The organism is Nocardia sp. CC227C (assembly GCF_030767025.1).
GTDB lineage: Bacteria > Actinomycetota > Actinomycetes > Mycobacteriales > Mycobacteriaceae > Nocardia.
The window spans coordinates 132,201-152,921 of the sequence record NZ_JASITE010000016.1; the positions used below are offsets into that span (position 1 = coordinate 132,201).

Consider the following 20,721-nt stretch of genomic DNA (forward strand, 5'->3'; position numbering starts at 1 on the left):
CGCATGGAGAGCCGCCATGAGCAGCCCCGATTTCCACGGTGAAGAAATCACCAACCCCGAACAAAAACGCCAGGTCGACGAAGGTATCGCCGCGATCGAGGAACAGCTGGCCGGTACCGCCGCCGACCGCCTGGCCCAACAGCTGGTGCCCGTCGTCCCCGACGGCGGCACCCTCGGCCAGGCCCTCACCCCGAAGCGCGTGGAGAAGGCCGCGAAAGTCCGTGACTGGCTGCGGATCTGGGCCCCCGGCATCGCCGCGACCGTCGTGTTCGTGTTCGCAGTGGCGCTGTTCCCGATCCCTGGGCCGCTGCTGGTCTACGGCCTGGCCGTCGTCGGATTCGGCTGGTGGCACGCCGCCGGCCGGCCCGCACCCGCCGACGCGGCCCGCATGGTCGCCTACACCACCTCCGACGCCGCCACCCGCGTACGCGGCCGGATCGAGCGCCTTACACAGCGCCGCACCGTCCCCCGCAGCGAGCAGGAATAAGCGGCACCGCCCAGACCCCGACCACCCGAGTGTCGGAACCCAGTAACACCGATTGGAAGGAAAAGTAATGCACCGCAACGATATTCGCGCCGCCGTCTTCGGCGCGACGACTGGCCTGATCGCAGGCTTGGCCCCGATCCTGTTCGTCGAGTTCGAGCTCGACACCCGCATCGGCGACGCGGTCGACCGCTGGCGGCTCTCCCCGGCCGACCGCGCCGAATACGACCGCATCCGCCGTGAACGCGCCGAGCACCGCGCCGCGAAAGTGCGCAAGCAGGAGCAGGCCCAGGCCGCTATCCGTGCCCGCTTCCGCCCCGACCTGCTCACCGGCCCCCAGACGGAGCTGGCGCAGTTGTCACTGCGGGACTTGGTCGAGGAAATCAACCACGCCAAGGTCCACCGGATCGCGGCGGTCAACGAGGCGGGCGGCTCCGCCACGGTCACCAGCATGTGGGACGACCAGGTGCGCGCGCTGCGCAGCGAGTTCCAGCGCCGCGAGGGCGAACCGATGTCGATTCTCGACCGCGACCGCTACTACGCCGCCAGCCAAGCCGTGAACGACCCGTGGCCACTCGATTCGTCGCCCACGCTGTCGCCCCTCACCCCCGCGCCGGTCAGCGACTTCGGTACGCCGACGTTCCGGCCGTATCCGGATTTCGCCGGGCCCGACACCGCCGACGAGGCCCAGACCATCACCACCGACCAGGAGTGAACCATCATGTCGCAGAACGAAGTCGACCAGATCACCAAGCAGACCGGAGCCACGTTCCGGGACGTGCTCAACGTCGCGGGCGCGTGGCTGCGGACCCGCCGCCGCAATGGGAGCGGGGCGCGGCTGTCGCGCAAGGAGCGCCGCGAGCTGGCCGAGCAGATCCAGGCGCAGGTGAGCGCGGAGCGCATCGAGTCCGCCTGGTACCACAAGCGCGTCGGTGACTACCACCGCGAGGCCGCGGCCGTGCAGTACCGCCGCGAGTCCGATCCGTTCTACACCAGCAGCGACGCCGCGCTGGACCGGGAACGGCTGGCGGCCATGCGCTACCGCATCGAGGCCAGCCTGCCGAACACCACCGCACTCGCGGTCGAACAGCGCGGCCAGGTCGTCCTCGCCCTGGATGCGGTCGAGCGCGACCCGAAAGCCGTGATCGGCAACGTCTTCCCGACACTCGATGCCGACCGCGCGGCCCATGCGCGGCAGGCCGCAGTCGAGTCCGAGCAGTGGGTGACCGCACGGCAGCAGGAACTCGAGCAGGCCGTGACCGCCGCCCAGGCCGCCGCCGTCCACGACCGCGCCACCGGCCCGAAAAGGCAGGCGCGACCGGAGCGGTCCGAACCCAACGCGCGGTCGACGGCCGCGGCCGAGGCCGACGCGGACCGCGCGGCACGGCAGGCCGATGCGGTGCAGGACATTCGTCACGCGCAGGTGCTGTGGCAGCGTGAGCAGGCCAGCGGCAAGCCCGACTACCGGGTGGATGTGCACCGGCGGATGGTCGCCGACCAGGCGGCCGCGGCGGGGTTGAGTGTCGAGCAGATCCGGTGGGAGTTCGAGAACGCCGAGGCCAACTCGCGGTGCCGGGTCCGCATCGACGCCAGTGCCCCCGGTGGTCGGTCGCACACAGGGCATGGATATTTCGCCAGCGAGGCCGAGGCCGCGGCGTGGGTGCACCAGAGGGTTACCGAAACCGATTGGCAGGCCGGGACCCAGCTCGCGGTCCGGGCCCGCGAGGCCGGCCAGCGCAAGCCGTTCTACTTCACCGAGGGCAGCGTGGCCACCGTCGCCCCGGCCACCCATCACTGGGACCGCGCGGCCGGCGACCGCGGCACCGACACCCGCGATTCCGCCGCGACCTCCCGCGACGCGCACAGCGGCGGCGACACCGGTACGCCGTCGCCCGAGCAGGTCCAGGCGATGATGCACGGGTTCCGGTCCGCGTCGGAGATCTGGGCCGCCAATCGCGCCGACTACCAGGGCACGACCGATCCGCGGGCGTGGCAGCTGGCTGACAGCATCCTGACCGCGTGCGGGGACGAGAAATCCGCGCTGGTGCAGGGCAAGCTGCGCGATCTCGCCGAACGGCACGGCACCAACGCCCCCGCCGCGGCCAACGAGTTCACGCACTGGTGGGTCATGGACGGCGGCGGGGTGGCCTACCACAGCGAGAAGGCCGCCCGCGAACACGCCGCCCACACCAACGGCAGCAGCCACGGCCACGGGCCCGGTGACGTGGAGCATGAGCGTCCCATGAACGCCTTCGCCACCGCCACGGCGGCCGAGCACGGCCACGGCCACGAGCGGGACGGAGCCGAGCGATGAGCGAGGCCCGAGACTGCCTGGGCTGCGGCGGAACCGGGTACGAGATCTCCGACGAAGGCACCTACGAGCCGGATATCCACTTCTACCCGTGCGAGATCTGTGACGGGTCGGGAATCGAACCGCCCGCCGCGGTCAAGGCCCAGGCCCAAGCCGCGATCGAGAAGAACGAGACCACCCTGCGCAGCGACTTCGCGAAGGTGACAGCGCTGCGCGAGGAGGTCCGGACCGCTGGGAATTGGGAGTGGTCGGCCGAATGCGAAGAACGCGCCGACCACATCGAATCCGCGTGGAAGGCCAGCGATCACGCCGCGGACTGGGAGTACCTGAACCGGGCGCATTTCGAGTGGTCCTACTTCCCCGACACCATGCAGGGCTTGTTCGGGCACCTGGACGCCGCCCGCAGCGAAACCGGCGCCTGCCCGCTCACCGACGTGCAGTGGCGCAGCCAGGAGCAAGCCCGCGCCCTCACCGGCCACGGCCGCCACTACGAGCAGCCGCGAACCCTCAACGCCTTCGCGACTGCCACCGCGAAGCAGGGCCACGACCGAGACGGAGCCGAACGATGAGCACCCCCGATCCGACCAATCCCGCACGCACCACAGGAGATACCGCCATGTCCGACACCACCGACCCGACCCAGCCCAGCTACTACACCGACCGGGCCCCGGCCGCCGAGCACCAACTGCGCGCCGATTTCGCCCACTACCACCAGGCGCGGGAGACCTACTTCGCCGATCCCACCGAGGAGAACGAACAGCGTTTCGAGGACGCCCGCACCGCGGACGGTCATTGGCGACACGGCCCAGATCCGGTCGCCTCCCACAAATGGCAGTACCTGTGGGACGCGGTGGACGACTGGAAGCGTGCCCCCGGCGCGATGAACCGATTCCACGACCAGATCCAGACTGACCTCGCCGACGGGTACGAGGGGCTGAGCCCCGATGAATGGCGCAGCCAGCAGCAGGCCCGCGAGCTCACCGGACACGGCATTTGGGAGCCCGAAACCAGCTCCACCACTACCGCATCCATGAACGCCTTCGCGACCGCCGCGGCGGAGCAGGGCCACGAGCGGGACGGAGCCGACCGGTGATGCGCATCGAGAGCGGGTGGTGGCCCGGAGCCGCCCCGCAAGAAGTCGTCGAGCAGGCCGAAGCCCGTGGCGGAGCAGTCGTCTCGCAGAACCGCGGCGACGGGATCAGTCAGTACCGCATCATGCCCGCGCCCGAAAAGATCCGGCTGCTCCGCACGGTTCTGTTCGAGTGCCGCAGCGACTCGGGACGCGAGGCGATGGGGGAGAAGTTGACCGAGGCCGAGCAGGCGTACGCCGCGTGGCGGCGGCAGATGATCAGCGTGGCAACGTATGCCGATTCCGGCAGCGAGTGGGAAGCGCGGATGCGCGTCGACTACGCCCGCGTGGTCATCGACAGCGCCGAGTTGGGCCGCGAGGACATCTCCCGTGAGGAGTTCCACGCCCTGATGGACCGCGTGGACACCGCGTATGCGACCTGGACCGGCCCCGACGCTCCCGCCGGCGCTGTGGCCGCGTGGGCGTATCTGGAAGCGGCCGTGCACGACTGGCGGCGGTTCCCGGACACGATGGGCCAGGCCGCCGAGGTGTTCGACCGCTGGCACCACCAGGGGCTCAAGACCCTGGATCCGGTGCAGTGGCGCAGCCTTCAGCAGGCCCGAGAGCTCACCTGGAACGGGGCCATGGAGCACGAGCCCGACCGTGCCGACGGTCGCGAGGGGCATCTCGCGACCGGGCCGGAGCACACGCGGGTGAATGCGTTCGCGGCCGCGGCCGCCGCAGGGGTCGAACGGGAGGGAACTGAGCGATGACCACCATCCAGCAGACCCCGACCCCGTCCGATCGCAACGGCGGTTTCGAGCCGTTGCGTCCCTACGGACAGCCCGGCGACCGGGGCATGGTCGCCGAGGACATTCTCGCGGACGACGTGGCCTCGCTGCGACTGCGGTTGACCGCGGCGAACGAACGCGCCGCCCTGTTGGAGGAGCAGCTGGCGCAGGTCACCGCGGAACGCGACGCCGCCGAGCATCGTGCCGCGGATCTGGAAGACCGTAACCGCGAGCTTGCCAGCGACCTGGACGACGCTCTGGACATTGCTGCCGAGCACGCCCTGGACGAAGACCACGAACGTCTCGCGGTGGTCCCGAACCGGTACGTGAACGCCTTCGCCCGCGCGGCGCACGGCTACGAGAACGGATACGACCGATGAGCCCGCGACAGCCCTCGCCCCCGGAGGCGACAGGCGACGACCCGGTGTCGCCCGAGCCGTCGGGGGCGACAACCGCTGTCGCCCCGGTGTCGCCTGGCGACAATCCAGTGTCGGGGCGGGCGACAGCACGGTTCGATCTGGCCGAGTTCGTGGCTCTGGCGATGACGATCGTGATCGGTGCCGGAGCGTTCGCGTGGTCGTTCGCCGCGCTCACCGACCTGTCGATCATGGCCGGTATCGACGCCCGGTTGGCGTGGATCGGGCCCGTGTTCGTCGACGGTGCGATCGTCCAGTCCATCGTGGCGCTGGTGTCATTGCAGCGCCGAGAACGCAACGCCGCCATCGAAGTACCGCGGGCGACGCGCTGGTTCTTCTGGGCCGAACTCCTGGTCGCTGAGCTGATCAGCGTGGTCGGAAATGGCCTGCACGCTGCGGAATCCGGACAGCGGATCCTGCCCGCGACCATCGCCGCGTGCGTCGCCGGAGCCGCCCCGCTGTTCGGCCTGGCCGCCACCCACGGCCTGACCGCGCTGCTCGAGGTACCCCGCACCCCGGCGGTACCACCGATGGAAGCCGTGACCGTCGTCGAGACACCCGCGCCGACCGTCCTGGCCGCGCTCACCGCGGGGGCGGCCGCGGGCAACGCGTTGCTGTCGCCCGGCGACACCGAGGCGACAACTCCTGTCGCCTCACCCGACGCAGGCGACAGCCAGGCGACAGCAGCCGGGACCGAGGCGACAGCGAGCGACAACGGGGCAGGGCCGGAGGCGACAGCCGATCGTGACACCCGCATCTACGCACTGCATCGACAAGGGCTGTCGACGCGGGAGATCGGGGCCGAGGTCGGGCTGCACCACGGCACCGTCGCCAAAATCGTCGCCCGCATCCGCGCCGAACGCGACACCGACGGCGAGGGCGACGAAGGCGACGACCCGGGCCCGGACCAGCCGGGCACCGCGCTCGCACTGGTTCGCTGACCGATCACCACCACCCGCGGGGCGGCCAGCGTCGCCCGCCCCGCAACCACCTTTCCCCGATTACCGAAACCCCGTGGAGGACACCCGCAATGACCGCGAACAACGACCTGGACCTGATCAACGCCGAACTGCTCGGCGGCGGCGCGCGCAACGCGTTCAGCAAGGCCGCCAAGCCCGGCGACACCATCACCGGCGAAATCGTCGACGTGGTACGCCGCCAGCGCACCAACGAGGCCGGCCTGCCGCTGTACTGGCACGAGAACCGGCCGGCCACCTCCCCGACGACCGGGCGGCCCGTCATCGACTCCAGCCTCATCATCGCGATCGACACCCCCGACGACGAGAACGACGAAGGACTGCGCACCCTGCGCCTGGACCGCGACGTGCAGAAGGCGCTGCGCGAGGCCCTGCGCGCCGCGGGTGCGCAGCTGGCCATCGGCGGCCGCATCGAGGGCTTCACCTTCGTCGGCCCGCTCAAGAACGGATCCGGCCGCATCTACAACGGCGGCACCTACACCCCACCCACCGCATAACCGACAGCGAAGTGAGTACCACCATGACCACAGAGGAGCGTTTCTTGCAGGCCAAGGACTGCGAGGAGCTGACTGGAATCCCCGCCGCCACCTGGCGGTACTGGGCGCACATCGGTTCGGGCCCAGTCAGTTTCAAGCTCGGCGGCCGCCGTGTCTGGCGGCTGAGCACGGTCCTGGCCTGGATCGAGCAGCAGGAGGCGGCCACCGCGCGAGGGGAGGCAGTGTAGCGATGCCCGCCCGACGTAACCGGCGCGCTGGCGTCGAAGACCGCTGGTACAAGACCGTCACCACGAAGGCCGCCGACGGCTCCGCGACGCGGGAGCGTGTCGAGTCCGCCAACCACGGCTGTTCGAAACGCTGGCGTGGCCGGTACGTCGACGACCACGGCCAGGAGCACGCGAAGTCCTTCGCCCGCAAGGTCGACGCGCAAGCCTGGCTGGACGCGGCCACCAGCTCCTTGGTGACCGGAACCCATGTCGCGCCGTCGGCCGGCCGCGAGACCATCGGCACCATCGGCCGCCGCTGGCTCCAGGCACAAGCGCACCTGAAGGACACCACCACCGCCACCCGGCGCGTGACCTGGCGCGTGCACGTCGAACCCCGGTGGGGAGGTGTGGAGGTCCGGGACGTGCGCACCACCGAGGTCCGGGCCTGGATCGCGGCCATGGTCGACGCCGGCGCGGGGGTGCCGACGCTGGAGAACGCCCTGGGTGTGCTGCGGATGGTCTGCGAGACCGCGGTGGAGGACCGCCAGATAGCCCGGAATCCCTGCACCGGGGTCAAGCTGCCGCGGCGCGGGCACCGGGCCCGCGGCTACCTCACCCATCTCCAGGTCGAGCAGCTGGCACGGGAGGTCACCGAATCCTCCACCGCCATAAGGCTATTGGCCTACACCGGACTGCGGTGGGGCGAGATGGCCGCGCTGAAGGTCTCCAGCTTCGACATGCTGCGCCGCCGCGTGCACATCGTCGAAGCCGTCGCCGAAGTGGAAGGCCGGCTGGTGTGGTCCACCGCCAAGAACCACGAACGCCGCTCGGTACCGTTCCCGAAATTCCTCACCACCGAGCTGGCCGCGCTCATGCGCGGCAAGAGCCGCGACGCCCTGGTGTTCACCTCACCCGAAGGTGCGGTGTTGCGGGTCTCGACCTACCGCAAGCGGGTGTTCGCGCCCGCGGTCACCCGGCTACAGGCTGTGAAGGAGAAAGGAGAGCACCGAGCCGACCAGGAGGTGCGCGGGTTCCCGTTCATCACACCACATGACCTGCGCCACACCGCGGCCTCGCTCGCGATCAGTGCAGGCGCGAACCCGAAGGCGGTACAGACCATGCTCGGACACAAGTCCGCCGCCATGACGCTGGACACCTACGCCGACCTGTTCCCCGACGATCTGGAATCGGTCGCGGAGGCACTGGACACCCGCCGCGCGTCCGCTATCGCCGCTGCTGCGGACGAACTGCGGACGGGAACCGACGACCAAGATTCCTAACCGGCTCCGAACAGAAAACGGCCCCTGACCATCAGAAGTGGTCAGGGGCCGTTTCTTGTGTCTCAACCAACACGTCGGGGTGACAGGATTTGAACCTGCGACCTCTTCGTCCCGAACGAAGCGCGCTACCAAGCTGCGCCACACCCCGTGAAGCGAACCGGGAGTAGCTTAGCGCACGGTCGGGGTTGGCGTTAAATCGGCTGGTCAATGGACTAAACGAGGCGGAGGGTGGCGAGGAGGCGGCGGGCGAAGGTGGGGTCTATGGCGCGGTCTACGCCGGTGTCGGCGGCGATGGTGAGGACTATGGAACTGGTGGCGCCGCCGGAGACGGCGAAGGTGTAGACGGTGAAGGTGTCGGCGCAGCGGGGGTCGGGGGCGGTGAAGGTGCCGGTGGTTTCCATGAAGACGCCCTGGAGGGAACCGTCGGTGTTGGTGAAGGGTTCACCGGGGGTGGAGGTGATGCCGGAGCCGGTGGACCAGCCGATGCGGGCGAGCTTCTCGCCGATCTCGCGGGCCGATGCGGTGGCCTCGGGGTTGGTGGTGGCGCTCAGGAACATATTGGTGCGCACGAAATCGGTGCAGTAGCCGGCGCCTTCGGTGGTGAGGCCGGAGACGGGGACGGACTCGTCGGCGCTGGAGAATTCCTTGATGGACTCGTCGAGCACCCAGTCCCGCGGGACATCCCACGCCGCGTCGATATCGGTGGGGGAGATCACCTGATAGCCGGGGATGACGGGGGACGGGGACGTCGGTCCCGTTGTCGTCCGGGTGGTTCTGGTCGTGGTGGTCGGCTGTGCCGCGGAGGTGGTGGTGGTCGAGGCCACGACCGGTTCCTCGGAATCGCGGTTCACCAGGATGACGGCCGCCACGGTGACCAGCGCCAGCACCAGGACGCCGATACCCGCGAACAGCAAGCCCTTTCGGCCTCCACCGGACGGCGGACCGTACCGGCCCGGCGGGAACGGCGCGGGCTGGTAGGGCACCGGGCCGGACTGGTGCAGTTCGGACCCCAGCGGGTACGGCGGATATCCTCCGTACCCGCCCGGCGTACCGTATCCGGCCGGAGTGGTCGGATCGCCGGGCTGCTCCGGATGGCGCGGCTGCGACTGCCACGGCGAACCGGGTTCGGGAGTGCCCTCCCACCATTCCGGATTCCGCTGTGTCCCATCGTCATCGCGGTCGTTGGATCCGCCGGTCATGATCGACCCCCTGTTCTCGCGGCCTGCCGTCGATCATCCGCCTAGATGGGGCGGAGGGTGGCCAGGAGTTGCTTGGCGAAATCTTTGGTCACGGCCTTGTCCACACCCGTGTCCGCGATGATGGTCAGTACGAAAGCGCCGCTGTCGCCGGGGAATCCGAAGGTGTAGACGGCATAGGTGGACGCGCAGCCCGGACTCGGCGCGGGGGCGTTGCCGGTGGTTTCCACGAAGACGCCCTCCAGCCTGCCGTCGGAGGTCCGGAACGATTCGACGGGTCCGGGGGTGGAATCCGTGGAGGTGGTGTACGCGAATTCGATCACGCGGGTGGTCACGTCGGAGATCGCCCGCGCCGGATCGGATTCGTCGGACTGGGTGAGGAACATATTGGTGCGCACGTAGTCGGGGCAGTAGCCGGAGCCTTCCTGCGCCACCCCGGCCACCGGCAAGGCGTCAGCGCCGTAGCCGATTTCGACGGTGGTCCGGTCGATCTCCCAATCGGCGGGCACATCGTAGGCCGCGCCGTTCTCCGGCAGCATGACCACCTGGTAGCCGGGGATCACCGCGGTCGGTGTGGTGGGACGGGTCGCCGTGGTGCGGGGAGCGGTGCTCGTGGGCGGTGCGGAGTTCTCCGTGGTCAGTGCGCTCACCATGGACGGTGTGGTGCCCGGGGAGGCGGAATCGGCCGAATCCCGGTTCACCAGTACGACCGCCGTGACCGCGCCGACGACCACCAGTGCCAGCGCACCGATGCCCGCGACGAGCAAACCCTTGCCGCGCTTGCCATTCGGCGGCCGGCCACCGCCCTGGGGCCCGTATCCGGGTGCACCACCGTACGGCGGCTGCCCACCGTATCCGGCGTGCACGGTCTGATCCATCGGACCCGCCTGGTACGCGGCGGTCGGCGGTCCGGCCGGAGAGAAGCCGGGTCCGCCCGGGGAGAAGCCGGGCCAGGGTTGAGCCGCGCCGGGCCATGGCTGGTGACCCGGCTGGGGCGGGGTGGCTCCGGCGGGCGGTCCCGCCGGGTACGGGCCGGGGCTCCCCGGCCGCCACTGCGCGTCCGGGTCGGGCGCGCCCTGCCACCACTGCGGATTCGGATTCGGCTCCGGCTGATTCCGGTCGTCGGTCATGGTCGTCCCCTGCTTGTCGTATCACCGCGTTGTATATCGCGGCCGACGCCTACCGCGCAGCAGTGGCCGAGGACGCGGTGATCCCGCGACCGGTCTCGGTGACCGGCTTCTTCGGCGGCGCGCCCACCAGCGTGAGCAGGGTGGCCTCGGGGCGGCAGCAGAAGCGGTACGGGGCCCACGGCGAGGTGCCCAGACCCGCCGAGACGTGCAGGCGGGTGTGCTCGCCCCAGCGCGATGCGCCCTTGACCCGGGAGCGGTCGATGCCGCAGTTGGTGACCAGTGCGCCGTAGAGGGGCAGGCACAGCTGGCCACCGTGCGTGTGCCCGGCCATGACCAGGTCGTAGCCGTCGTCGGCGAAGCGGTCCAGCACCCGCGGCTCGGGGGAGTGGGTGAGGCCGATGCTCAGGTCCGCCAAGGGGTTCGGCGCGCCCGCCACGGTGTCGTAGCGGTCCCGCTTCAGGTGCGGGTCGTCCACGCCCGCGGTCGAGATCTTCACCCCGGCGACCTCGATATCGCGGCGCACGTGCGTCAGGTCCAGCCAGCCGCGCTCGCTGAAGGCGGCGCGCAGATCCTGCCACGGCAGCGGATCGCCGAAGACCCGCTTGTGGTCGGACTTGAAGTACTTCAGCGGATTCTTCGGCACCGGCGCGAAGTAGTCGTTGCTGCCGAAGATGAAGATGCCGGGACGCGCCAGCAGTCCGCCCAGTGACTGCACGACGGACGGCACCGCCTTGGGGTGGGCCAGGTTGTCGCCGGTGTTCACCACCAGATCCGGTTCCAGCCGATCCAGCTCCCGCACCCACGCCTGCTTCAACTGCTGGCCGGGCGTCATGTGCAGATCGCTGATGTGTAGCACGCGTAGCGAGGGCTTACCCGGTTCGAGCACCGGTAGCGTCGCCTCCCGCAGCACGAATGCGTTCCGTTCGACGAGCGAGGCGTAACCGATTCCGGCGACCGCGGCCCCGGCGGCTCCCAGAGCGGCGTTTCGCAGGGCGGAGGTCGAGATAACGGGCATTCGCCCAGAATAGGCGACCTGCGGGGGAAACATCGACTCGTATGAGGCGTAGGCCACTGCGAGGCGTCGACACCGGGAAAAAGAGTGGCGGGTGCGGGGGCCGTGGGCGGTAGCGTGAGCACATGTCGGAACTCAAGGCGAAGCTGCGTACGGACCTCACGGCCGCGATGAAGGCCAAGGACGCGCTGCGGCTCAATACGCTGCGCATGCTGCTGACCGCCGTGCAGAACGCGGAGGTCGCCGGTACCGAGGCTCGGGAGCTCTCCGATGCCGAGGTGATCACGGTGCTGTCCAAGGAAGCCAAGAAGCGCAACGAGGCCGCCGTCGTCTACGAGCAGAACGGCCGCGGGGAACTCGCAGCCAACGAGCGCGCGGAAGAGTCGATCATCGAGGAGTACCTCCCGACGCCGCTCACCGACGCGGAGGTCGCGAATGTCGCCGACACCGCCATCGCCCAGGTGGCCGAGGAGAACGGGGAGCGGCCCGGCATGAAGCAGATGGGCCAGGTCATGAAGATCGCGACCGCCCTCGCCGCGGGCCGCGCGGACGGCTCGCGCGTCTCGGCGGCGGTCAAGGCTCGGCTCTGAGCCGACGATGAGACGACATCGCCCGGAGTGCACCGCACTCCGGGCGATATTCGTCTGTGCCCCCGCCGGTCAGCGCGGGACGGGTATCGGCAGCGGGATCGGTGGCAACTGCGGGAGGCCGGGCAGGCTCGGCAGGCCGGGCGGCGGTCCCGGCGTCTGCACCGGGGCCGGGCGCTCACTGCCGTCGCTCACGTAGAGGGTCACCACCGAGCCCGGTATCGCCGACCCGTCCGGCGAGATGCTGAGCACGGTGCCCTTGGTCGGCCCGGGGGCGGAAGCCACCGACACCTGGAAGCCCGCGCCGATCAGGGTCGAGGTGGCCTCGCCCTGGCTCATGCCCACGACGTCGGGGATCTGGGCATTGTTGGAGCCGCGCACGTACTTGTCGTCCAGCGGCGGGAAGGCCAGCGGGGGGAAGCGGTCGAGCACGTTCTTCATCGCGCCCATCCAGGTGCGGGCCGGTTCGTTACCGCCGAACAGGTCGCCGCTGTAGCAGTTGCGCAGCGGGAAGGAGCAGATCTCGCCGGGCGTCGGGGTGTCGCCGTAGATGTAGGCCGCACCCGCGAACGAGTTGGTGAACGCCAGGAACGCCGAGGAGCGGTGCGATTCGGTGGTACCGGTCTTCGCCGACAGCGGCCCGTTCCAGCCCACCGCGCGGGCCGCGCCCGCCGCCGTGCCGCTGATGTCGTCCTTGCCCATGGCGTTGGCGAGGGTGTGCGCCAGACCCGGCTCCACCACCTGCTCACACGCCTGCTGCGTCAGCGGCACCGGCTTGCCGTTGCGGTCGATCACCTCGCGGATCGGGGTGGGCGGGCACCACTTGCCGCCGGAGGCCAGCGTGGCAGCCACATTCGACAGCTCGAGCGGATTGATGGCGACCGGCCCCAGTGTGAACGAGCCCTGGTTCTGGCTCTTCACCATGTCGGCCAGGCTCTGGTTCCCGAATCCGGAGGTGCCGGGCTGGGTGTAGGACCGCATGCCCAGCCGCACCGCCATATCCACCGTCGGCTCGACGCCCACGTCCCGGATCAGCTTGACGAAGGTGGTGTTGGGCGAGGTCGCCAGCGCCTCGGTCACCGACATGGGCGATTTGTAGGAACCGGCGTTCTTCACGCAGTAGGTCTCGGGCGGGCAGCCGGGGGTGTTGGAATTGCCCATGCCCCGGGCCTGGAAGGTGGACGGCACGTCCAGCTGCGCGCTGATGCCGAGGCCCTTCTCCATCGCCGCCGCGGTGGTGAACAGCTTGAACACCGAGCCCGCGCCGTCACCGACCATCGAGTACGGCTGCGGCTGCACCGTCTGATTCGCCGACGCGTCGAGTCCGTAGGTGCGGCTCGACGCCATGGCCAGCACCGGGTGCGAATCCTGGCCGGGCGCGACGATATTCATGACCTGGGCGATATCGTCCAGATTCGGGTCGGCGTTCTCCGTCACCGACGCCTTCACCGCGTCCTGGACGGCGGGGTCGAGGGTGGTGCGGATCAGGTAGCCGCCCTTGTCGATCTGCTCGCGGCTGATCCCCGCGTTGGCCAGGTATTGCAGGGCGTAGTCGCAGAAGAAGCCGCGATCGTAGGCCGCGATGCAGCCGCGCGGCAGGCCCTTGGGCTCCGGCAGCACGCCCAGCGGCTCGGCCTTGGCCTTGCGGAATTCGTCGGCCCGGCTGGGGATGTTCTGGATCAGGGTGTCCAGCACGGTGTTGCGCCGCTCCAGCACGCCCTGTGGATTGGTGTACGGATTGAGCTTGGAGCTGGACTGCACCATGCCCGCGAGCATGGCCGACTGCACCACGTCGAGGTCCTTGGCGTCGATGCCGAAGTAGGTCTGCGCGGCGTCCTGGATGCCGTAGGAGGAGTTGCCGAAGGGCACCAGGTTCAGATACCGGGTGAGGATCTCGTCCTTGGTGAGCTGCTTGTCCAGGGTGAGCGCCATCCGGATCTCGCGGATCTTGCGGGCCGGCGTGGTCTCGATGGCGGCGCGCCGCTCGGCGTCGGTCTTGGCCACCACCAGCAGCAGGTAGTTCTTCACGTACTGCTGGTCGAGCGTGGAGGCGCCCTGCTGCACTTCACCGCTGGAGGTGTTGGTGAGGAAGGCGCGGAAGGTGCCTTGCCAGTCCACACCGTGGTGGTCGGCGAAGCGGCGGTCCTCGATGGACACGATCGCCAACTTCATGTCGTTGGAGATCTTGTCGCTGGGCACCTCGAACCGGCGCTGCTCGTATAGCCAGGCGAACGGGGTGCCGTTCGCGTCGACCATGGTGGACACCGCGGGGACAGTGCCCTCCACCAGTTCGGCGGAGACATTGTCGACGGCGTCCGCGGCGCGGTTGGAGATGTATCCGAATCCACCGGCGAGCGGGAAGAGCAGCCCGGCGAGCAGCACGGCGGCCAGTACGCAGCTGCCGGCGAGTCTCGCGAGCGTTCGTGATATCGGCACGAGTCCTAGCCTAATTGGCCTCGCGGGCACTCGGTGTGCGCGTGTCGCAGGCGTCGGTTTGTCACAAATGGGGCCGACTGACCGGTTTCATATCTCAATTGCATGGACGGACGTACCAGAAAATCTCGGCACGGTCTTGCGCAGGGCGCGCACGACTATCTAGATTGAGAACCCAGTGTGATAGAGCTAACACTCAAAGTGGAATGTGGTACAGGACGCAGCGGGGTTGGGTAGCTGCGCGCTGTACGCGATTCTGGAGCGCCGTGACCCGGTGTTCGGACTGCAAAGGGGCACACCAAATGCACATGACTACCCCGATCGCTCGATTGGATGTGGAGCAGGCCGAAGCGAGAATCGCCTGGGTTTCCCAGGCCCGATGCAAGGAAGTAGATCCCGACCAGCTGTTTGTGCGTGGCGCGGCGCAGCGCAAGGCGGCCACCATCTGCCGGCATTGCCCGGTGTTGATGGAGTGCGGCGCTGACGCCCTCGACAATCGCGTCGAGTTCGGAGTGTGGGGCGGCATGACCGAGCGGCAGCGCCGGGCGCTGTTGAAGCAGCACCCGGAGGTGACGTCCTGGGCGGATTTCTTCCGCGTCCAGCGTCAGCAGAAGGTAGCGATGTAACCCGTATACCGATTGGCAGAACGGACCGAGCCCGCATATAGCGGGCTCGGTCCGTTTCCGGGGCAGAATCGGTCGTTTCGAACAGACCGTACCAATCGGCGGAGGGTCACTTATGTCCAATTGCTACTGATTTGGAGGATGTTTCGGCCTCGGCGAGCTGTGCGCCGACCGCCCGGAGCGCCTCCAGATCGGCGACCTCGAACGGCAGCGCCGTCACGGTCGCGATCGGCACCCGCGGATGCGCACCCGTGAACCGGTGCAGCAGGTGCTGCTCGCGGCGGGCCGTCTCGGCGCGGTGCGCGTGGATGCGCAGTACGGCGGCGGTCAGTGTGGCCGTGTTCGCCTCGGCGTTCTCGGTGCCGTCCGCCGGTGCCAGCCGGTCGGCGGCCACCAGCGCCTCCTGCGCGGACAGTGAGCTCAGCACCGGGTGGGTGCGGTTGAGCACCAGCCCGGCCAGCGGCATCTTGTCCGTGGAGAGCCGGTCCACGAAGAACGACGCCTCCCGCAGCGCGTCCGGTTCGGCCGCCGCCACCACCACGAAATGGGTGCCCGGCCGCGACAGCATGGCGTAGGTGCGGTCCGCGCGATCCTGGAAGCCGCCGAACATGGACTCCAGCGACTGCAGGAACAGCGAGGCGTCCTTGAGCAGCTGCCCGCCCACGATGGTGGACACGCCGCGCAGCGCCAGGCTCATGGCCCCGGTGACCAGACGGCCCACGCCCCGGCCCGGCATCATGATCACGCGAATCATGCGGCCGTTGAGGAAGTTTCCGAGCCGCTTGGGAGCGTCCAGGAAGTCCAGCGCATTGCGCGAGGGCGGGGTGTCCACCACGATCAGGTCCCACTCGCGCTTGGCGGCGAGCTGGCCCAGCTTCTCCATGGCCATGTACTCCTGCGTCCCGCCGAAGGACGAGGCCACCGTCTGGTAGATCGGATTGGCGAAGACCTGCTCGGCCTTCTCCGGGCTGGTGTGCTCGAGCACCATCTCGTCGAAGGTGCGGCGCATGTTCAGCATCATGGCGTACAGCTCGCCCTTGGCGTCGGGGCCCAGCTGCACCCGCTGCGGGGTATTGCCCAGATCCGAGACGCCCAGCGACTGCGCCAGCCGCCGCGCCGGGTCGATGGTCAGCACCACCACGCGACGGCCCTCCTCCGCGGCGCGCAGCGCGATGGCGGCGGCGGTGGTGGTCTTGCCCACACCGCCGGATCCGCAGCACACGATGATGCGCGCGGACGGATCCTTGATGATCTTCGAGAAGTCCAGCGGGACCGCACTTGCCGGAAGAATCATGGTCAGCGAACCCCCTGCGCGCTCAGGTATTCGGCCAGCTCGTAGAGCCCGCCCAGATCCATGCCGTCGGCCAGCGACGGCAGGTACAGCCGCGTGATGTCCACCTCGGCGAGGTCGGCCGCGCTCTCGTCCTGCGCCTGCAACCGCGCCGAATGCTCCACGGCCTCGGTGATCAGCCCCTGGAAATCCTGCTCCGACAGCGTGATTCCGGCCTCGGCAAGACCGGACTTCAGGGCCTCGGCGTCCAGCTCGCCCCGGGCGGCCTCGGCCCGCACGGGACGCGGCAGGTAGCCCTCGCTCGCCCGGTTGACGATCACCGTGCCGATATTCAGGTCGCCCGCGGTCAATTCGGCGACCGCGTCGGCGGTTTCCTGCACCGGCAGCGCCTCCAGCAGTGTGACCAGGTGGATCATGGTCTGCTCGGAGTGCAGCAGCTTGGACACGCCCTCGGCCTGCGCGGCGATCGGCCCGCCCTTGGCGATCTCCGCCATGGCCTGGGTGACGTCCAGGAAGCTGGCGATGCGGCCGGTCGGCGGCGCGTCGATGACGATCTCGTCGTAAGCCGGCTTGCCCGACTTGTCGACGCGCACCGCGCATTCCTTGATCTTGCCGGTGAGGATCACGTCCCGCAGCCCCGGCGCGATGGTGGTGACGAACTCGATGGCGCCCACCCGGCGCATGGCCCGCCCGGCGAAACCCAGGTTGTAGAACATGTCCAGGTACTCCAGGAACGCATGCTCGACATCCAGGGCCAGCGCCACCACCTCACCGCCGCCGTCCGCGGTGGCGATGCGGGTCTCGGTGGGCGGCAGGGGCGGTACGTCGAAGAGCTGGGCGATGGACTGCCGACCCTCCACCTCCACCAGCAGCACCCGACGACCACCGGCCGCCAGTGCGAGCGCCAACGCCGCCGCGACCGTCGACTTCCCGGTCCCCCCTTTCCCCGAGACATAGTGCAGGCGGGCCTTCTCGGCCCGCTGCGGCCATCCTGTTTGGACCCCTGGCTCCGCCGAAACGGGCACTGCGATCGGTACTCCCACGTTGGCGAGCCTATAACTCGTTCCTTATTCCTGCCCAGAGGATGACGAGGACTGTCTGGTACACCACGTTTCGACCGGCCGATTCCCGATCCGTTCGGTGCGGACGGGAGGGCCGGGGATGCCGTGTGCCGCACCCGAGCTCTACGCTCACCCCATGAGTGATGTGACCGCGTGGGAATACGCGACCGTGCCGCTGCTGACGCATGCGACCAAGGCGATCCTCGATCAGTGGGGCGCCGACGGTTGGGAGCTCGTCACGGTGCTGCCCGGACCGACCGGTGAGCAGCACGTGGCCTACCTGAAGCGGCCCAAGAACTGATGAGCGCCGCAGCGGCCACCAACTGGGCCGAGAACCTGGAGAAGCTGGGGCTGACGCTGCCCCCGGTCGCGGCACCCGTCGCGGCGTACATTCCCGCCACCCGCAGCGGCATCCACGTCTACACCTCCGGCCAGCTGCCCTTCCGCGACGGTGAGCTCACCGCCGTCGGCAAGGTCGGGGCCGAGGTGAGCCTGGAGGAGGCCAAGGAGGCGGCCAAGTACTGCGCGCTCAACGCGCTGGCGGCCGTGCACGGACTCGTCGGGCTCGACAGTGTGGTGCGGATCGTGAAGGTCGTCGGATTCGTCGCCTCCGCACCGGGATTCAACGACCAGCCCGTCGTCATCAACGGCGCGTCGGAACTCCTCGGTGAGGTCTTCGGCGAGGCGGGCGTGCACGCGCGCTCCGCGGTCGGCGTCTCCGAGCTGCCGAAGAACACCCCGGTCGAGGTCGAACTCATCGCCGAGGTGCGCTCTGTTTGATTTGCCCTCCGCTGCGCTGCGGGCGGGTTCGCGGCGCTGAAGGTCTCGGTTCTTCCCTCCTCCGCTCCTCCGCTTCGCTCCCCCGCTCCGTCGGTCCAGAACCGAGACGCGCCGCGAACCGACGGGGGGTGACGCGAGGGGCGGGGGTGTAGGGGTGCGGGTCTGGTGTCGGGGGGCGGGTCTGGTGTGTGGCGGCTCGATCCGGTAAGGACGGGGTATGACCCTCAACCATCCCGCGTACGAGCGGGTGCGACAGGTGACGCCGAGCGCCGCGGTGCTGTTGGCCGACAATCCCGGGCGGATGACGCTGGAGGGCACCAATACCTGGCTGCTGCGGGCACCGCACGCGTCGGGGTGGGTGGTGGTGGATCCGGGGCCGGAGGACCGGGCGCACTCCGAGGCGATCGCGCGCGCGACCGACGGGGATATCGCGCTCGCCCTCATCACCCATCACCACCACGACCACACCGGCGGCATCGACCGGCTGGTCCGGCTCACCGGAACGCCGGTGCGGGCCGTGGAGCCGGGCTTCCTGCACGGCGGCGGCGCGGAACTGGCCGACGGCGAGGTCATCGAGGCGGCGGGCATCCGCCTGACCGTGCTGGCCACCCCCGGCCACACCACCGACTCGGTGAGCCTGCTGCTCGACGGTCCCGACGACACCGACGCGGCGGTGCTCACCGGCGACACCGTGCTCGGACGCGGCACCACCGTGCTGGAATCCCGCGACGACGCCCTCGCCGACTACCTGGCCTCGTTGCGACGCCTGGCCGAGACCGCGCCCGGCCGAACGCTGCTCCCGGCCCACGGCCCCGACCACCTCGACGCCGAACCGGTGATCGGGTACTACCTGAAGCATCGCGAGGAACGTCTCCAACAGGTCCGTGACGCATTGGCGAAGCTCGGCCCCAAGGCCAGGCCGCTCCAGATCGTCGCCCACGTCTACGCCGATGTGGACAAGCGTCTCTGGCCCGCGGCCCACAGCTCGGTGAAGGCCCAACTCGCCTACATCCGCAGCCACGGGTAGTCGTGCGAGTAGGCCGGGCCGCCACTCCCGGTGACGGCCCGGCCTGCTGCGGCGTCCGATTCATCCCGCCGCACCGGCGACGCGGGTGCAGCGGGTGAGACGGCGGGTTCGCAGCGACCGCCGAAGCAGCCCGGGAGACCGGTGGCGGCCACGGCCGGGGCGTACCGGTGCGGGCCGATATTCGTGCGCGTGTGGGCCGGGTCGTCACCGGTGTGGTGACGACCCGGCCTCCGCGATTCTGTGGTTCTCCCCGGCGTCAGCGGGCGCGGCGGGCCAGGCGCTCCGAGTCGGAGATCAGCACGCTCTTGCCCTCGAGGCGCAGCCAGCCGCGGTGCGCGAAGTCGGCCAGGGCCTTGTTCACGGTCTCGCGGGAGGCGCCGACCAGCTGGGCGATCTCCTCCTGGGTGAGGTCGTGGGTGACGCGCAGGGCGCCCGCCTCCTGGGTGCCGAACCGCTGTGCGAGCTGCAGCAGCGCCTTGGCGACACGACCCGGCACGTCGGTGAAGATGAGGTCGGCGAGGTTGTTGTTGGTGCGGCGCAGACGGCGCGCCAACACCCGTAGCAACTGCTCGGCGATCTCCGGCCGCTGATCGATCCACGACTTCAACGCGTCGCGATCCATCGTCACCGCGCGCACCTCGGTGACCGTGGTGGCCGTCGAGGTCCGCGGGCCCGGGTCGAAGATCGACAGCTCACCGAACATGTCCGACGGGCCCATGATGGTCAGCAGGTTCTCCCGACCGTCCGGGGACCGGCGGCCGATCTTCACCTTGCCGGACGTGATGATGTACAGGCGGTCGCCGGGCTCACCCTCGTTGAAAATGACATGGCCGCGCGGGAAATCCACGGGCTGAAGCTGTTTGGCGAGGGCCGCCACGGCGGTTGGCTCGACGCCTTGGAAGATGCCTGCTCTGGCGAGGGCCTCGTCCACGAATGTGCTCCTTATGGGAAATGGCTCTGTCCTGGACCGAAGCTGATTCGGCCGACAGTGCAGTCTACTTTGCAATATGTCCGGGTAGTGATAGACACCACGCGCCGCGCTCGATCTCCGACATGCTGCGCCCATTTTCACGACGCCTGCCGTCGGCCCTCACGACGCACAGAAGCCCACTACAGCGACACGGGGTGCGCTTCCTGTGACACACGGGTCCGGTGCTCACGACACACAGAACATAATTCTGCGACACGCGTAACTTTCGCAACCGGCGGGTCGGTCGCGTCGCATTGGGGCGGCTGCTGTGCGGTTCTCAGCTGGCCTGCGCCACATCCATGGCTTCACCGCGGGTCCGCCGCGGCCGCGGGCGCGCCGCAGCGGCCGGAAGTCCCAATTTGGTCAGATCGCTGACCTCGGCATTCGTCGCCCTATCCAGGTACTGCCGCACCTCTTCGTCCGGTTCGAGCAGCTTGCGGAGCCGGTTCTCGACTCGTTCCATCCCCAGTGCGAACAGCATCAGCACCACCGGGAAGAGCACCACAGCGAGTCCTTGCATACGGGTGAGTAAACACGGCGAAGGTCTCAGATGGAACACGGGAGGTGCTCAGCCCGGTTG

24 protein-coding genes and 1 tRNA gene are annotated in these 20,721 nt (G+C 69.2%); 16 read left to right on the forward strand and 9 right to left on the reverse strand.

Features of this window, described 5'->3' with window-relative positions; translation table 11 throughout:
* The first annotated feature begins 16 nt into the window (after positions 1-16).
* The 11 genes from QMO76_RS28260 (at position 17) to QMO76_RS28310 (ending at position 8,031) form a co-directional block, all read left to right on the forward strand.
* Entirely contained in the window at positions 17-487 is a 471-nt protein-coding gene (locus QMO76_RS28260) for a hypothetical protein (RefSeq protein ID WP_306364379.1), read from the forward strand.
* A gap of 67 nt (positions 488-554) precedes the next feature.
* Positions 555-1,199, forward strand: a complete 645-nt coding sequence (locus tag QMO76_RS28265; protein WP_306364380.1) for a hypothetical protein — start codon at positions 555-557, stop codon at positions 1,197-1,199.
* Positions 1,200-1,205: 6 nt separating this feature from the next.
* A complete protein-coding gene (locus QMO76_RS28270) occupies positions 1,206-2,798 on the forward strand; it encodes a hypothetical protein (RefSeq protein ID WP_306364381.1) in 1,593 nt (530 codons plus the stop codon).
* A complete protein-coding gene (locus QMO76_RS28275; protein ID WP_306364382.1) occupies positions 2,795-3,364 on the forward strand; it encodes a hypothetical protein in 570 nt (189 codons plus the stop codon). Before QMO76_RS28270 ends, QMO76_RS28275 begins: the two co-directional genes overlap by 4 nt.
* Positions 3,361-3,888 carry a hypothetical protein gene (locus QMO76_RS28280; protein ID WP_306364383.1) on the forward strand — a complete coding sequence of 176 codons (528 nt, stop codon included), beginning with the start codon at positions 3,361-3,363 and terminating at the stop codon, positions 3,886-3,888. Before QMO76_RS28275 ends, QMO76_RS28280 begins: the two co-directional genes overlap by 4 nt.
* Positions 3,885-4,637 (forward strand): hypothetical protein, encoded by a 753-nt coding sequence (locus tag QMO76_RS28285; protein ID WP_306364384.1) that lies wholly within the window; start codon positions 3,885-3,887, stop codon positions 4,635-4,637. Before QMO76_RS28280 ends, QMO76_RS28285 begins: the two co-directional genes overlap by 4 nt.
* Positions 4,634-5,035, forward strand: a complete 402-nt coding sequence (locus QMO76_RS28290; protein WP_306364385.1) for a hypothetical protein — start codon at positions 4,634-4,636, stop codon at positions 5,033-5,035. The genes QMO76_RS28285 and QMO76_RS28290 overlap by 4 nt, the downstream gene beginning before the upstream one ends.
* 161 nt (positions 5,036-5,196) lie before the next feature.
* Positions 5,197-6,012, forward strand: coding sequence for a DUF2637 domain-containing protein (locus tag QMO76_RS28295; protein ID WP_306364386.1), 816 nt, complete (start codon positions 5,197-5,199; stop codon positions 6,010-6,012).
* Positions 6,013-6,101: 89 nt separating this feature from the next.
* Entirely contained in the window at positions 6,102-6,545 is a 444-nt protein-coding gene (locus QMO76_RS28300) for a hypothetical protein (RefSeq protein WP_306364387.1), read from the forward strand.
* A 23-nt stretch (positions 6,546-6,568) separates the two neighbouring features.
* Positions 6,569-6,772, forward strand: a complete 204-nt coding sequence (locus tag QMO76_RS28305; protein WP_306364388.1) for an AlpA family transcriptional regulator — start codon at positions 6,569-6,571, stop codon at positions 6,770-6,772.
* 2 nt (positions 6,773-6,774) lie between these two features.
* Complete coding sequence (locus QMO76_RS28310; RefSeq protein WP_306364389.1) at positions 6,775-8,031, forward strand: site-specific integrase; 1,257 nt, start codon at positions 6,775-6,777, stop codon at positions 8,029-8,031.
* 74 nt (positions 8,032-8,105) lie between these two features.
* Here the strand turns inward: QMO76_RS28310 and QMO76_RS28315 are convergent.
* The 4 genes from QMO76_RS28315 to QMO76_RS28330 form a co-directional block, all read right to left on the reverse strand.
* Positions 8,106-8,179: transfer RNA gene (locus QMO76_RS28315), tRNA-Pro, on the reverse strand.
* 64 nt (positions 8,180-8,243) lie between these two features.
* Entirely contained in the window at positions 8,244-9,230 is a 987-nt protein-coding gene (locus QMO76_RS28320; protein ID WP_306364390.1) for a hypothetical protein, read from the reverse strand.
* A 41-nt stretch (positions 9,231-9,271) separates the two neighbouring features.
* Entirely contained in the window at positions 9,272-10,357 is a 1,086-nt protein-coding gene (locus tag QMO76_RS28325; protein ID WP_306364391.1) for a hypothetical protein, read from the reverse strand.
* A gap of 49 nt (positions 10,358-10,406) precedes the next feature.
* Positions 10,407-11,372, reverse strand: coding sequence for a metallophosphoesterase (locus QMO76_RS28330; protein ID WP_306364392.1), 966 nt, complete (start codon positions 11,370-11,372; stop codon positions 10,407-10,409).
* A gap of 122 nt (positions 11,373-11,494) precedes the next feature.
* On the opposite strand from QMO76_RS28330, the gene QMO76_RS28335 reads away from it, so the two are divergent.
* Positions 11,495-11,959 (forward strand): GatB/YqeY domain-containing protein, encoded by a 465-nt coding sequence (locus QMO76_RS28335; protein ID WP_306364393.1) that lies wholly within the window; start codon positions 11,495-11,497, stop codon positions 11,957-11,959.
* 69 nt (positions 11,960-12,028) lie between these two features.
* Here QMO76_RS28335 and QMO76_RS28340 read toward each other — a convergent pair whose 3' ends face one another.
* Positions 12,029-14,392, reverse strand: coding sequence for a transglycosylase domain-containing protein (locus tag QMO76_RS28340; RefSeq protein WP_306364394.1), 2,364 nt, complete (start codon positions 14,390-14,392; stop codon positions 12,029-12,031).
* Positions 14,393-14,691: 299 nt separating this feature from the next.
* Between QMO76_RS28340 and QMO76_RS28345 the strand changes: the two genes are divergently transcribed.
* Complete coding sequence (locus QMO76_RS28345; protein WP_029932757.1) at positions 14,692-15,015, forward strand: WhiB family transcriptional regulator; 324 nt, start codon at positions 14,692-14,694, stop codon at positions 15,013-15,015.
* Positions 15,016-15,121: 106 nt separating this feature from the next.
* Here the strand turns inward: QMO76_RS28345 and QMO76_RS28350 are convergent, their stop codons facing one another.
* Both QMO76_RS28350 and QMO76_RS28355 read right to left on the reverse strand, forming a co-directional pair.
* Positions 15,122-16,306 (reverse strand): ArsA family ATPase, encoded by a 1,185-nt coding sequence (locus tag QMO76_RS28350; RefSeq protein WP_306364395.1) that lies wholly within the window; start codon positions 16,304-16,306, stop codon positions 15,122-15,124.
* Between the two features lie 2 nt (positions 16,307-16,308).
* Entirely contained in the window at positions 16,309-17,328 is a 1,020-nt protein-coding gene (locus QMO76_RS28355; protein ID WP_306364413.1) for an ArsA-related P-loop ATPase, read from the reverse strand.
* A 172-nt stretch (positions 17,329-17,500) separates the two neighbouring features.
* On the opposite strand from QMO76_RS28355, the gene QMO76_RS28360 reads away from it, so the two are divergent.
* The 3 genes from QMO76_RS28360 to QMO76_RS28370 all read left to right on the forward strand — a co-directional run bounded on the left by QMO76_RS28360 (position 17,501) and on the right by QMO76_RS28370 (position 19,171).
* Positions 17,501-17,665, forward strand: a complete 165-nt coding sequence (locus QMO76_RS28360; RefSeq protein WP_085996322.1) for a DUF4177 domain-containing protein — start codon at positions 17,501-17,503, stop codon at positions 17,663-17,665.
* Entirely contained in the window at positions 17,665-18,144 is a 480-nt protein-coding gene (locus tag QMO76_RS28365; protein ID WP_306364396.1) for a RidA family protein, read from the forward strand. Before QMO76_RS28360 ends, QMO76_RS28365 begins: the two co-directional genes overlap by 1 nt.
* Before the next feature lie 217 nt (positions 18,145-18,361).
* The gene (locus QMO76_RS28370) at positions 18,362-19,171 is read left to right on the forward strand and encodes an MBL fold metallo-hydrolase (RefSeq protein ID WP_306364397.1); all 810 of its coding nucleotides are present in this window, start codon (positions 18,362-18,364) and stop codon (positions 19,169-19,171) included.
* Between the two features lie 256 nt (positions 19,172-19,427).
* Here the strand turns inward: QMO76_RS28370 and QMO76_RS28375 are convergent, their stop codons facing one another.
* Positions 19,428-20,102 (reverse strand): Crp/Fnr family transcriptional regulator, encoded by a 675-nt coding sequence (locus tag QMO76_RS28375; RefSeq protein ID WP_011206875.1) that lies wholly within the window; start codon positions 20,100-20,102, stop codon positions 19,428-19,430.
* Positions 20,103-20,418: 316 nt separating this feature from the next.
* Positions 20,419-20,661 (reverse strand): hypothetical protein, encoded by a 243-nt coding sequence (locus QMO76_RS28380; protein ID WP_029932752.1) that lies wholly within the window; start codon positions 20,659-20,661, stop codon positions 20,419-20,421.
* Positions 20,662-20,721 lie beyond the last annotated feature (60 nt).